We start from the raw sequence: 13,092 nt of genomic DNA on the forward strand, positions 1-13,092 counted from the left end.
CCAGGCGTGCACTGCAATCACGCACTCAATCGGAGCGCATGCACCCCCATGGAGCAAACGGAGCAGATATGACCGATCCCCTGATCATTCACCCGGCCAAGCCGGCCGACGCCTGTGTCATCTGGCTGCACGGCCTGGGCGCCGACCGCTATGACTTCCTGCCCGTGGCCGAGGCCCTGCAGGAACGTCTGCCGAGCACCCGGTTCGTGCTGCCCCAGGCCCCGACCCGCGCCGTGACGATCAACGGTGGCTACGCCATGCCCAGCTGGTACGACATCCTGGCCATGAGCCCGGCGCGCTCCATCAGCCTCGAAGAACTCGAAACTTCCGCCAACACCGTCATTGACCTGATCGAAGCCCAGCGGGCCGAGGGGATAGACCCGTCGCGCATCTTCCTCGCCGGCTTCTCCCAGGGCGGCGCCGTGGTGCTGCACACCGCCTTCCTGAGGTGGCAGGGCCCACTGGGCGGCGTGCTGGCCCTGTCCACCTACGCCCCGACCTTCAGTGACGAGCTGCAGCTTTCGGCCAGTCAGCAGCGGATTCCGGTGTACTGCCTGCACGGCCACTATGACGAGGTGGTGCAGAACGCCATGGGGCGTACCGCCTATGAGCATCTGAAACGCCGTGATGTCACCGTGACATGGCAGGAATACCCAATGGGCCACGAAGTGTTACCAGAGGAAATCAACGACATCGGCATCTGGCTGATCGATCGTTTGCGCTGATCAGCCTGACGCACTACGCCGCGCCCGATTCTTGCATTACACTGGCCGGCGTACATTCCTTAACCAATTGACGAGAAGATCGTGCTCAAAGCACTCAAAAAAATATTCGGTAAAAGCGAGGCTGAGCAGCTCGCACCAGGTCCCGGCACTCCGACTCCCAGCCCAGAAAGCCGCATGACCGGCCAGTCGTCGGAACAGGCCGAGCCCGCGGCAAAACCGAAAGCCCAGTCGACCGCCGCGCCAGAACCGTCCGGCCCGCCACGTACCGAGAAGCCAAAGGCCAGCCCACCGCAACCACGCCGTGAGCGGGCACCGAAACCGAAGCCCGCGCCGTGGAAACTCGAAGACTTCGTCGTCGAACCCCAGGAAGGCAAGACCCGCTTCCACGACTTCAAGCTGGCGCCGGAACTGATGCACGCCATCCACGACCTGGGTTTCCCCTACTGCACGCCGATCCAGGCGCAGGTCCTGGGCTATACCCTGGCCGGCAAGGACGCGATCGGTCGCGCCCAGACCGGTACCGGCAAGACCGCCGCGTTCCTGATCTCGACCATCACCCAGTTGCTGCAGACGCCACCGCCGGCCGAGCGCTACATGGGCGAGCCACGGGCACTGATCATCGCGCCGACCCGTGAACTGGTGGTGCAGATCGCCAAGGACGCCGCCGACCTCACCAAGTACACCGGCCTCAACGTCATGCAGTTCGTCGGCGGCATGGATTTCGACAAGCAGCTCAAGCAGCTCGAAGCCCGCCACTGCGACATTCTCGTCGCCACCCCGGGCCGTCTGCTGGACTTCAACCAGCGCGGCGAAGTGCACCTGGACATGGTCGAGGTGATGGTGCTGGACGAAGCCGACCGCATGCTCGACATGGGCTTCATCCCGCAGGTACGCCAGATCATTCGCCAGACCCCGCCAAAGAGCGAGCGCCAGACCCTGCTGTTCTCGGCGACGTTCACCGACGACGTGATGAACCTCGCCCGGCAATGGACCACGGACCCGGCAATCGTCGAGATCGAATCGCAGAACGTCGCCAACCAGAACGTCGAGCAGCATATCTACGCGGTGGCTTCGGCCGACAAGTACAAGCTGCTGTACAACCTGGTCAACGACAACGGCTGGGAACGGGTGATGGTCTTCGCCAACCGCAAGGACGAAGTGCGGCGCATCGAGGAACGCCTGGTGCGCGACGGCGTGAATGCCGCGCAACTGTCAGGCGACGTGCCGCAGCACAAGCGCATCAAGACCCTGGAAGGTTTCCGCGAGGGCAAGATCCGCGTCCTGGTGGCAACTGACGTTGCCGGTCGTGGCATCCACATCGACGGTATCAGCCACGTGATCAACTTCACCCTGCCGGAAGTGCCGGATGACTACGTGCACCGTATCGGCCGTACCGGTCGTGCCGGGGCTGATGGCGTGTCCATCAGTTTTGCCGGCGAGGACGACTCCTACCAGTTGCCATCGATCGAGGAACTGCTGGGTCGCAAGATCAGTTGCGAGATGCCGCCGACCGAACTGCTGCGGCCGGTCGTACGTCAACGGCCCTGATGCGCAAGGGCCCTATTTCGTGGGGCCCCGTTCGCGGATAAATCCAGCTCCCACAGAGAATCGCATCAGCCACACATTTTGTGTACAACGCGTGCCTTGTGGGAGCCGGCGATCCGGCTGCCGGGTTTATCCGCGAACAGCCCCCACCCGAGCATCAAGCGGCAGCAGAATCACTTCCAGCGATCGGCCGCCGCCTGGTCGCTGGCCCGTCCCTCGACCCAACGCGGGCCCTCGGCGGTGTTTTCCTTCTTCCAGAACGGCGCCCGGGTCTTCAGATAATCCATCACGAAGTTGCAGGCGTCGAACGCCGCCTGCCGATGGGCACTGGCCACACCGACGAACACGATCGGCTCCCCCGGCTCCAACGCACCGATCCGATGCAGCACCTCCAGCCGCAACAACGGCCAGCGCTGCTCAGCCTCGACGACGATCTTGCCCAGCGCCTTTTCGGTCATGCCCGGATAATGCTCGAGAAACATCCCGGCCACTTCCCGACCATCATTGAAATCGCGTACATAGCCGACAAAGCTGACCACTGCGCCGATCCCGACATTGGCCGCATGCAACGCATTGACCTCGGCCCCCGGATCAAAGGCCCCGGCCTGGATACGAACCGCCATCTCAGCCTCCGGTCACGGTAGGAAAGAACGCCACCTCGTCGCCATCGGCCAGCAGTTCGCCCACTGCGCACAGTTCCTGGTTGCGCGCGCACATCAGCCCGTGCTCGGCCAATACCTGCCAGTCACCACCGCGTTGCAGCAGGTGCCCTCGCAACTGCTCGATCGTGGCGAAATCCCCCTCGATCTGCTCGGCATCCACCCCCAGCACCTCGCGGTAACGGGCGAAGAACTGCACATCGAGCTTCATGATGCATCTGCCTGATAGTGACCACTCTTGCCGCCAAGCTTCTCCAGCAGGCGCACGTTCTCGATGGTCATGCCCCGGTCGACCGCCTTGCACATGTCATAGATCGTCAGCGCCGCGACACTGGCCGCCGTCAGCGCTTCCATTTCCACCCCGGTCTGGCCGGACAGCTTGCAGCGCGCGACGATCCGCACGGCGTCCTCGCCCTCGGCACTCAGCTCGACCTTGACGCCGGTCAGCATCAGCGGGTGACAGAGCGGAATCAGGTCGGAGGTTTTCTTCGCCGCCTGGATGCCGGCGATTCGCGCCACGGCGAACACGTCCCCTTTCGGGTGTCCGCCACTGACGATCATTTGCAGGGTTTGCGGCAGCATGCGCACCCGAGCTTCGGCCACCGCTTCACGAAAGGTCACGGCCTTGTCGGTGACGTCGACCATGTTGGCGCGACCTTGGGAATCGAGATGAGTCAGCACAGCGATACTCCTGATCAGGAGCGTCGATTGTAAACCTGCGGGTCAGTTTTTCGCACGCCCGATCGGGCACTTGCGCTCGAAGGGAAACCGGGCGGCGCGAAGCCGCCCGGGTTGTGGCTACAGATGGGATTCGGCGTATTCGGCCAGGACCGAACGCGGCACGCCCTGCAGGGTGATGTGCACGCCATTCGGGAAGTCCTTGAAACGCTCGGTCAGGTAGGTCAGCCCGGAGCTGGTCGCGGACAGGTAGGGGGTATCGATCTGCGCCAGGTTACCCAGGCACACCACTTTGGAACCGGCGCCGGCACGGGTGATGATGGTCTTCATCTGGTGCGGCGTGAGGTTCTGGCACTCATCGATCAGGATCAGGCTCTGCTGGAAGCTGCGACCTCGGATGTAGTTGAGGGACTTGAACTGCAACGGCACCTTGCTGAGGATATAGTCGACGCTGCCATGGGTGCTCTCGTCATCCATGTGCAAGGCTTCGAGGTTATCGGTGATCGCCCCTAGCCAGGGCTCCATCTTCTCGGCCTCGGTGCCGGGCAGGAAACCGATTTCCTGGTCCAGGCCCTGCACGCTGCGGGTGGCGATGATGCGCCGGTAGCGCTTGCTGACCATGGTCTGCTCGATGGCGGCCGCCAGGGCGAGGATGGTCTTGCCGGAACCGGCGGCACCGGTCAGGTTGACCAGGTGAATGTCCGGGTCGAGCAAGGCATACAGCGCCAGGCTCTGGTAGATGTCGCGGGGTTTCAGGCCCCAGGCTTCCTGGTGCAACAGGGGCTCCTGGTGCAGGTCGAGGATCAGCAGCGCGTCGGCATTGATCTCCTTCACCCAGCCGACAAAGCCCTGTTCATCGATGATGAACTCGTTGACGTGCACGGCCGGCAGGTTGTCGGTCATCTGCACCTGGTGCCAGGTGCGACCATGACCCTGGCGGGTCTCGACCTTGCTGACGCGATCCCAGAAGGATCCGGACACGTTGTGGAAGCCCTTGGGCAGCAGGTCCACATCGTCGACCAACTGGTCGGTGCTGTAGTCCTCGGAAGCAATCCCGCAGGCACGCGCCTTGAGGCGCATGTTGATGTCCTTGGTCACCAGCACCAGGCGCAGCCCCTTGTCACGCGCGTGCAGATCGACCAACTGGTTGATGATGATGTTGTCGTTGAGGTTTTCCGGCAGCAACAGGTTGGGTTCGTTGCGCTTGCTCATCAGGATCGACAGCGACCCCTTGGGCCCACTCTTGCCCCGCTGGATAGGCACCCCGCGCTCGACATCCTCGGGGCTGGCATCGCCCAGGGTCTTGTCGATCAGGCGGATCGCCTGGCGGCATTCGGAAGCTACGCTGTGGTGGCCGCTCTTGAGTTTGTCGAGTTCCTCCAGGACCGTCATCGGGATGGCGACGTGATGCTCTTCGAAGTTCAGTAACGCGTTTGGATCGTGGATCAGTACGTTGGTATCGAGCACGTAAAGGATTGGCTGGTTGGAAGAAGGAGTGCGTCCGTGATCATCCATACTCGGTCACCTTTGTGAGAGCCAGTCGACGCGACGCCTGGACGGCATCGCGCCTCGAAGTGACCGCCGAATTCGCCTGGAGGGGGCAGGCGCTCTGTGCACAAGGTGGGGTCTTGGCAGACGCCACCTGTGTTGCAGGTTTCGGCGGTCTGATTCCGTAATACCGCAAAACCCGTGACAGGAAAAAGCACTTTGACGACTTTTTGAAGTTTATTTTTCAGAGTGACGAATAGCCCTTGGCGAGCAGGCTGGACCCCGTTAAAGTCGGAAGTCCGCCCGCCTCGAATTACTTCGAATTTTCCTACATACCAGTCCTTCACAGCCTCTGCTGCGCCTGTGAGAGCCCACTGTCTTTAGCTGATTGCCGATGAGCGGCGAAACAGGCACCCGGATGCAAGACAGTGATCACTTGGCTGGTATACACCGCCCGTGGGAGCCAACTGTCTTTGATCCATCGCTGACAAGTGGCAGAACAGGTTCCCAGGAGGGACGGCAGACGCCGCAGAACTGTGGGAGCTGGCGGTCCGGCGTCCCGGTTTATCCGCGAAGAGGCCATCAAGTCCAGCGCTGCAAATTCGGACGCCTTCGCGGATAAATCCGGCTCCCACGGATTCTCTGGCGTGCACACGATAGGTAACTGCCTCCGCCATAGATCATGTGGCCATTTAAAGACAGTTGGCTCCCCCGAGGGTCAGCCCACGACCACGGGTGCTAGCGAAACGCCTCGTTGCAATCGAGCCAGCCCAAGCCGCTCTCGGCCGTCTGCCGAAGCAACCAGGGCAATGCGTCAAGGGCCTTGTCCTGGGCATCGTGGAACACGATCACGCCGCGCCGCCACAACAGCATCAGGGTCATCACCCGCTGAGCCGACTGCTGCGCCGTGAGTTTGCCAGCATCGGCCGAGTCGATGTCCCACAACACCACCTGCAACCCCTGCTTCCTGAAGAACGGCCCACTGTCCGCCTGGCGCTGGGCATAGGGCGGCCGGAACAGCGGCACGTAGTTATCCGGCAGCACGCTCTGCGCCAGCGCGGCGCTGCGCTGGACCGAGTCCTGCCAGTCCTGCCAATGGCTGTGGGAACGATATTGCCAACCCTCGATGCCCACGCACTGCTGTTTATAGAGGTCGCGCACGGCCATGATCGAACTCTTGTCGACCCGCGCCTGCAAGGCGCTGCCCAGGACAAAGAACAGGCCGTTCATTTTTTGCCGCCGCAGGTACTCGGTCAGCGCGTCGGTATTGCCCACGGCAAGGCCGGGCCCGCCATCGAAGGTCAGCAGGAACAGGCGATCGTGGAAATTCTCGCCATTGCGCTCGGGCTCGCCGAACAGGGCAATCTCGCTGCTGGTCTGGGGAAACAGCGCGGCCATGCGCAGCAGTTCGTCCAGGTAGCGTTCGTGAAACGCCCGGCTCGGCTCGGCCCAGCGAATATAGAAGGAGTCTTCCGGCACGCGGAACTTGCCGGCCTGCTCGCGCAGACTGTCCATGTCCTCGACGTAGTAGCAGAACGAGGCGTCCTGCTCGCAGCTCTGCTGGGCAAAGTTGTAGCTCTGCAACAGGCGCGACCAGAGACGGGCACGCACCCGGTTGATCGACGCCAGGTTGATCTGCTTGAGCCCCAGGCGCTGCCTGAGCGCCGGTTCGTCGGTCATTTCGCTGATCAGCAGGGCGTGGGCGAAGGTGAGAATTTCCGCGCGCGAGGCCACATCGAACAGCACCGGGCTGCTCAGTGACTCGGGCCAGGTACTGCGATCCAGGGTCGCGACGTCGTTCGGCGCAGCCGTGGCGCCCAGGCTGAGCAACAGGGCCGAACATAAAAGAAGAAAACGCAAAAGGGATATCTCCATGACAGGAACCCGCGCGCACTATAGCCGATCTCGGAACCTGAACCGCCCCGCTGGCGAGCGGGCTCGCCCGCGCTGGGTCGCGAAACGACCCTGAAACCTGAGAACCGAGTCTATCAGGAACACTGCTGAGGCCGGTTTACGGCTGCTGCGCAGCCGAGCGCGGGCAAGCCCGCTCGCCACAACGCCCATCACGGCATCCGGGCTATCAGCATCATAGGTGGAGCCAAACCGCCCAACCCCCTAGAATCCCCCGACGATTACAGGAGACGACTTCATGCTGATGGTGATTTCCCCCGCCAAGACCCTCGATTTCGAAACACCACCGGTGACGAAACGCTATACCCAGCCACAATACCTCGACCACTCCCAGGAACTGATCGAGCAGCTACGCCTGCTGAGCCCGGCGCAGATCAGCGAACTGATGCACGTTTCCGACAAGATCGGCGGGCTCAATGCCGCGCGCTTCGGCAGCTGGACCCCGGACTTCACCCCGGAAAACGCCAAGCAGGCCCTGCTGGCCTTCAAGGGCGACGTCTATACCGGCCTCAATGCCGAGGACTTCAGTGACGCCGACTTCGACTTCGCCCAGACGCACCTGCGCATGCTGTCCGGCCTTTATGGCCTGCTGCGTCCACTGGACCTGATGCAACCCTACCGGCTGGAAATGGGCACCAGGTTCGCCAACGGCCGCGGCAAGGACCTCTATGCATTCTGGGGCAACCGTATCAGCGAATGGCTCAATGAAGCCCTGCTCGAGCAAGGCGACGACGTACTGCTGAATCTGGCCTCGAACGAGTATTTCTCGGCGGTCAAGCGCTCGGCGCTCAACGCCCGCATCATCAATACCGAGTTCCGCGACCAGAAGAACGGCCAGTACAAGATCATCAGCTTCTACGCGAAAAAGGCCCGCGGCATGATGGCCCGCTTCGTGATCCGCGAACGCATCCAGAATCCCGATCAATTGAAGACGTTCGACGAACAAGGCTACTTTTTCAGTGCCGAACTCTCCAAGCCGGATAATCTGGTGTTCCTTCGCGATCACGCACCGGATTGATGCCCTGTGGGAGCCGGATCGCCGGCTCCCCTCCAGGACACGGTCGATCAGGACCTGGCTTTTCTGTTACCCTGCCCCACCCCGGTGCACTACACGCCCTGTGTAGATCCGAAGAGCTCTCCCTTCCTCCTGCCCTCGTGCAGCGGCCAGAATTCCATTTGTTTGACGCCAGGAAATTGGCTGTAACAACAATGAAAATTCTTTCACTCGACTTTTTTCATTTTTTTTCGTAGTGGCACCAAAAATTTTTTCAGGCGATGGCATATAACCATCACCGCATTTTTCGCCCCCGTAATCAAAGGGCGAAACGAGAAGTGCTATCAATATGAAAGCAGTGCCATCTCCGACAATATTTCAAGAATTTTCAGAAAACAGGATGAGCGGATCGGAACTTATGTTCCCCGCCATTGCTCATACCACCCGTGACGACTCTCAACGATTTTGTAAGAGATGACTTACAGGCAGGCTGGATAACTTGTTTAAGTTTGAACTCGACACTTACGAGCCAATGCAGCCACCCCCAATTCAATCAATGGACAGGAGATACGCACCATTAATATCCCCTACAAGGCCAGGACGGCCCCTCAGACAACGAACCTGTCGGACACTTGCAGGCGACTGCCCGAAAAGGCTCTGCCACGGGCATGAGCAGACTGCAAGCCCGCTGACGGGGACCGTCCTGACGACGGCCGGCCATATCAAGGGGCACGCCCCTCATAACAAGGCCAAGTTGCGCACAATTTGAGTGCAATTATTTAGCCACTCGACATTTATATGCCTGCACTCGGTAGAACGCTCTTCGCCGATAAAACTTCCGAGTGCACTGCGAATACTGGCCACATTAACTTCCGCCATGTAATGGCGTAATTAAGATAGAGGTAGATGCAATGCGCATTAGCATATTCGGTTTGGGTTACGTCGGTGCAGTCTGTGCCGGTTGCCTGTCTGCACGAGGCCATGATGTCGTTGGCGTGGATATTTCCAAGGACAAGATCGACCTGATCAACAACGGCAAGTCGCCGATTGTCGAGCCAGGCCTGGAACCCCTGCTGGCCCAGGGCATTGCCAGCGGTCGCCTGCGCGGTACCACCGATTTCGCCGAGGCGATCCGGGCCACCGACCTGTCGATGCTGTGCGTCGGTACGCCGAGCAAGAAGAACGGCGACCTGGAGCTGAACTACATCGAGTCGGTATGCCGTGAAATCGGCTTCGTCCTGCGCGACAAGACCACTCGCCACACCATCGTCGTGCGCAGCACCGTACTGCCGGGCACCGTGAAGAACGTGGTGATCCCGATCCTCGAAGACTGTTCGGGCAAGAAGGCCGGCGTCGACTTCGGCGTTGCGGTCAACCCCGAGTTCCTGCGCGAAAGTACCGCGATCAAGGACTACGACTACCCGCCGATGACCGTCATCGGCGAACTCGACAGTGCTTCGGGCGACGTCCTGCAGGCCCTCTACGAGGAACTCGACGCACCGATCATCCGCAAGGACATCGAGGTGGCCGAGATGATCAAGTACACCTGCAACGTCTGGCACGCCACCAAGGTGACCTTCGCCAACGAGATCGGCAACATCGCCAAGGCCGTCGGTGTCGACGGTCGTGAGGTGATGGACGTGGTCTGCCAGGACAAGACCCTCAACCTGTCCCAGTACTACATGCGCCCGGGCTTCGCCTTCGGCGGTTCCTGCCTGCCCAAGGACGTGCGTGCCCTGACCTACCGCGCCGGCTCCCTGGACGTCGAGTCGCCACTGCTCAACTCGCTGATGCGCAGCAACGAGACTCAGGTGCAGAACGCCTTCGACATCGTCGCCAGCCACGACAAGCGCAAGGTCGCCCTGCTCGGCCTGAGCTTCAAGGCCGGTACCGACGACCTGCGTGAAAGCCCGCTGGTGGAACTGGCGGAAATGCTGATCGGCAAGGGCTTCGACCTGAGCATCTACGACAAGAACGTCGAATACGCCCGCGTCCATGGCGCGAACAAGGACTACATCGAATCGAAGATTCCCCACGTGTCGTCCCTGCTCAACGCCGACTTCGACCAGGTCGTGGACAACAGCGACGTGATCATTCTCGGCAACCGCGACGAGAAGTTCCGCGCCCTGGCCGAGAACACCCCGCACGGCAAGCAGGTCATCGACCTGGTCGGCTTCATGTCCAAGCCGACCAGCCCCGAGGGCCGTGCCGAAGGGATCTGCTGGTAAACCCGCGACAACCGCCCCGCGGTTGATCGCCAGGCCGGCCCCACGGGTCACTCCCCTCCCTATGGGAGCCGGCTTGCTGGCGATGGCGTCCGACAGGGCGCCTCGCTCCCAGGATTGCTAAACGACCCACTCGGGCCCCGCCCGAGACACAGATGGATGCAGATTATGCACAGGCTGAAACATGGCCTCCTCCAGGCCGCCGGTTGGCTGTTCTACCTGACGTTGCTGATGGGCCTGGCCTCACTGCTGCCCACGTCGACCTTCGACTCCGAATCCAAGAACTTCATCTTCCTGATCGGTGCCGTGGGTATCTGGCGCTACTCCATGGGCGCTACCCATTTCGTGCGCGGGATGATCTTTCTCTACATCGTCTACCCGCACCTGCGGCGCAAACTGCGCAAGCTGGGCAAGGCCGCGGACCCGTCCCACGTGTTCCTGATGGTCACCAGCTTTCGCATCGACGCCCACACCACCGCTCAGGTCTACCAGTCGGTGATTCGCGAAGCCATCGAGTGCGGTTTCCCCACCACCGTGGTCTGCTCGCTGGTGGAAATGTCCGATGAACTGCTGGTCAAGAGCCTCTGGGAGCGGATGAATCCGCCAGAGCGGGTCACCCTCGACTTCGTCCGTATCGCCGGCACCGGCAAGCGCGATGGCCTGGCCTTCGGCTTCCGGGCGATCTCCCGGCACCTGCCGGACGAGCGTGCGGTGGTCGCGGTGATCGACGGCGATACCGTGCTCAGCGAAGGCGTGGTGCGTCGCACCGTGCCCTGGTTCCAGCTGTTCGACAACGTCGGCGGCCTGACCACCAACGAATTCTGCGAAGTACGTGGCGGCTACATCATGAGCGAGTGGCACAAGCTGCGCTTCGCCCAGCGCCACATCAACATGTGCTCCATGGCCCTGTCCAAGCGGGTGCTGACCATGACCGGCCGCATGTCGGTGTTCCGTGCCGACGTGGTCACCGACGCGGGCTTCATCGCCGACGTCGAGAACGACTCGCTGGAACACTGGCGCCTGGGGCGTTTCCGCTTCCTCACCGGTGACGACAAGTCCAGCTGGTACAGCCTGATGCGCCTGGGCTACGACACCTTCTACGTGCCCGACGCGGCGATCCACACCGTGGAACACCCGCCGGAGAAGAGCTTCATCAAGTCCAGCCGCAAGCTGATGTACCGCTGGTACGGCAACAACCTGCGCCAGAACTCCCGGGCCCTGGGCCTGGGTATCCGCCGCCTTGGCGTGTTCACCAGCGTGGTGCTGTTCGACCAGCGCGTGTCGATGTGGACCTCGCTGCTGGGGCTCACCGTGGCGCTGATCGCCAGCTTCAAGTACGGCATCGAATTCATCCTCGCCTACCTGCTGTGGATCGGCATCACCCGCCTGATCCTGACGATCCTGCTGGCCTGTTCCGGCCACAGCATCGGCCCGGCCTACCCGGCGATCCTCTATTACAACCAGATCGTCGGCGCGCTGATGAAGATCTACGTGTTCTTCCGCCTCGACCGCCAGTCCTGGACCCGCCAGGACACCAAACTGAGCCGCGACCTCGCCAGCTTTCAAGGTTGGTTCAACACCTGGTCGTCCCGGACCATGACCTTCTCCGCCGGCAGCATTTTCGTCGCCGTGCTGATGACGATGGTCTGACCCGACTCGCCTGAATTAGCCAATGGAGCTTTAACTCATGAACTCTAAAGTCAACGCCAACGTCGTCCACGAATCCGAAGCCCAGCGCCAGCATGCCCGGGTGAAGATCCCGGCCAAGCTGCGCTTGTTCGGCCGCGAGGGCAAACCCCTGGAAGTGCGGGTACACGACCTGTCCGCCGGCGGCCTGAGCTTCAACCTGCCGCCACAGCAACAACAGGAACTGACCCTCGGCGAGGTGCACAAGGGCCGCCTGATGTTCGTCATCGACAACCTCGGCCTGGGCATGGACGTCGAGTTGCAGATTCGTGCCTACGACCGCCAGCACGGCCGGGTCGGCTGCCAGTTCCAGAACCTGGAACCACAGGATATCGCCACCCTGCGCCACCTCATCACCTCGCACCTGGCCGGCGACATCATCAGCATGGGCGACGTGCTCGGCACCCTGCAGCGCGACAACTTCACCAAGGCCCGGCGCAAGAAGGACAGCGGCGGTGGCCTGAGCCCATTCGGCCGCCTGCGCGCGGTGACCTTCAGCGCCGGCGTGTTCATCGTTGGCCTGGCGGCCTTCGGCTTCGTGCTCAAGTCGGTCTACGGCATGTACTTCGTCAGCCACGCCCAGGCCGGCCTGGTCAGCGTGCCGGGCGTGAATGTCACCATGCCGCGCGACGGCACCGTGCAGAGCCTGCTCAAGGACGACGGCATCGCCGCCAAGGGCGCGCCACTGGCGAGCTTCAGCACCAGCATGCTCGACGTGCTCAAGGGCCACCTGGACGAAGACCAGTTGCAACCGGCCAAGGTCGAGGAACTGTTCGGCAAGCAGATGACCGGCACCCTGACCTCGCCTTGTGATTGCGTGGTCGCCCAGCAGTTGGTCGCCAACGGCCAGTACGCCAGCAAGGGGGACGTGATCTTCCAACTGGTGCCGCGCAACAGCGTCGCCAACGTCGAGGCACGATTCTCCTACCGCCAGTTCGGCGAGGTGCGCCCGGGTACCCGCGTGACCTTCCAGGTCGCCGGCGAAGAACAGACCCGCCAGGGCAAGATCGTCAGCAGCACCAGCCTGAAGAGCGACGACCTGTCTTCCGACATTCGCGTGCTGATCAAGCCGGATGAAAGCCTGGACAGCAGCCTCGCCGGTCGCCCCGTGGAAGTGAACAGCGATCGCGGGCCGAACCTGAACTGGCTGATCGACAAAGCCATGGCCGCCGGACTGTAAG

Annotated in this window: 11 protein-coding genes; 6 read left to right on the forward strand and 5 right to left on the reverse strand. The window is 61.9% G+C overall.

The features are described from left to right. Positions 1-68 precede the first annotated feature (68 nt). Positions 69-725 (forward strand): alpha/beta hydrolase, encoded by a 657-nt coding sequence (locus HU752_RS27390; RefSeq protein ID WP_186678290.1) that lies wholly within the window; start codon positions 69-71, stop codon positions 723-725. Between the two features lie 81 nt (positions 726-806). After that, the gene (gene rhlB / locus HU752_RS27395) at positions 807-2,273 is read left to right on the forward strand and encodes an ATP-dependent RNA helicase RhlB (RefSeq protein WP_186678293.1); all 1,467 of its coding nucleotides are present in this window, start codon (positions 807-809) and stop codon (positions 2,271-2,273) included. 170 nt (positions 2,274-2,443) lie between these two features. Here the strand turns inward: rhlB and moaE are convergent, their stop codons facing one another. The 5 genes from moaE to HU752_RS27420 form a co-directional block, all read right to left on the reverse strand. Then, complete coding sequence (gene moaE, locus HU752_RS27400) at positions 2,444-2,893, reverse strand: molybdopterin synthase catalytic subunit MoaE (RefSeq protein ID WP_186678296.1); 450 nt, start codon at positions 2,891-2,893, stop codon at positions 2,444-2,446. Position 2,894: 1 nt separating this feature from the next. Then, positions 2,895-3,140 carry a MoaD/ThiS family protein gene (locus HU752_RS27405; protein ID WP_186678298.1) on the reverse strand — a complete coding sequence of 82 codons (246 nt, stop codon included), beginning with the start codon at positions 3,138-3,140 and terminating at the stop codon, positions 2,895-2,897. Next, a complete protein-coding gene (gene moaC / locus HU752_RS27410; protein WP_186678300.1) occupies positions 3,137-3,610 on the reverse strand; it encodes a cyclic pyranopterin monophosphate synthase MoaC in 474 nt (157 codons plus the stop codon). The genes HU752_RS27405 and moaC overlap by 4 nt, the downstream gene beginning before the upstream one ends. Positions 3,611-3,727: 117 nt before the next feature. Next, complete coding sequence (locus HU752_RS27415) at positions 3,728-5,122, reverse strand: PhoH family protein (protein ID WP_186678301.1); 1,395 nt, start codon at positions 5,120-5,122, stop codon at positions 3,728-3,730. A gap of 711 nt (positions 5,123-5,833) precedes the next feature. After that, the gene (locus HU752_RS27420) at positions 5,834-6,955 is read right to left on the reverse strand and encodes a polysaccharide deacetylase family protein (RefSeq protein ID WP_186678802.1); all 1,122 of its coding nucleotides are present in this window, start codon (positions 6,953-6,955) and stop codon (positions 5,834-5,836) included. A gap of 289 nt (positions 6,956-7,244) precedes the next feature. Between HU752_RS27420 and yaaA the strand changes: the two genes are divergently transcribed. The 4 genes from yaaA (at position 7,245) to HU752_RS27440 (ending at position 13,091) form a co-directional block, all read left to right on the forward strand. Next, positions 7,245-8,024, forward strand: coding sequence for a peroxide stress protein YaaA (gene yaaA, locus HU752_RS27425; protein ID WP_186678303.1), 780 nt, complete (start codon positions 7,245-7,247; stop codon positions 8,022-8,024). Between the two features lie 887 nt (positions 8,025-8,911). Further along, positions 8,912-10,228: a nucleotide sugar dehydrogenase gene (locus tag HU752_RS27430; RefSeq protein WP_186678305.1), complete on the forward strand. Its 1,317-nt coding sequence runs from the start codon at positions 8,912-8,914 to the stop codon at positions 10,226-10,228. Positions 10,229-10,393: 165 nt separating this feature from the next. Beyond that, on the forward strand, positions 10,394-11,875 hold the full coding sequence (gene alg8 / locus HU752_RS27435) for a mannuronan synthase (RefSeq protein ID WP_189656496.1): 1,482 nt from the start codon (positions 10,394-10,396) through the stop codon (positions 11,873-11,875). Positions 11,876-11,912: 37 nt separating this feature from the next. After that, positions 11,913-13,091 carry an alginate biosynthesis protein Alg44 gene (locus HU752_RS27440; protein WP_186678307.1) on the forward strand — a complete coding sequence of 393 codons (1,179 nt, stop codon included), beginning with the start codon at positions 11,913-11,915 and terminating at the stop codon, positions 13,089-13,091. The last annotated feature ends 1 nt before the right edge of the window (position 13,092 follow it).

This window comes from Pseudomonas vanderleydeniana (assembly GCF_014268755.2).
Classification (GTDB): Bacteria; Pseudomonadota; Gammaproteobacteria; order Pseudomonadales; family Pseudomonadaceae; genus Aquipseudomonas; species Aquipseudomonas vanderleydeniana.

Bases quoted from the DNA above. Each gene is read 5' to 3' on its own strand.
- HU752_RS27390 (WP_186678290.1), top strand. From the start codon at position 69: ATGACCGATCCCCTGATCATTCACCCGGCCAAGCCGGCCGACGCCTGT.
- moaE (WP_186678296.1), bottom strand. From the start codon at position 2,893: ATGGCGGTTCGTATCCAGGCCGGGGCCTTTGATCCGGGGGCCGAGGTC.
- HU752_RS27405 (WP_186678298.1), bottom strand. From the start codon at position 3,140: ATGAAGCTCGATGTGCAGTTCTTCGCCCGTTACCGCGAGGTGCTGGGG.
- HU752_RS27415 (WP_186678301.1), bottom strand. From the start codon at position 5,122: ATGGATGATCACGGACGCACTCCTTCTTCCAACCAGCCAATCCTTTAC.
- yaaA (WP_186678303.1), top strand. From the start codon at position 7,245: ATGCTGATGGTGATTTCCCCCGCCAAGACCCTCGATTTCGAAACACCA.
- HU752_RS27430 (WP_186678305.1), top strand. From the start codon at position 8,912: ATGCGCATTAGCATATTCGGTTTGGGTTACGTCGGTGCAGTCTGTGCC.
- alg8 (WP_189656496.1), top strand. From the start codon at position 10,394: ATGCACAGGCTGAAACATGGCCTCCTCCAGGCCGCCGGTTGGCTGTTC.
- HU752_RS27440 (WP_186678307.1), top strand. From the start codon at position 11,913: ATGAACTCTAAAGTCAACGCCAACGTCGTCCACGAATCCGAAGCCCAG.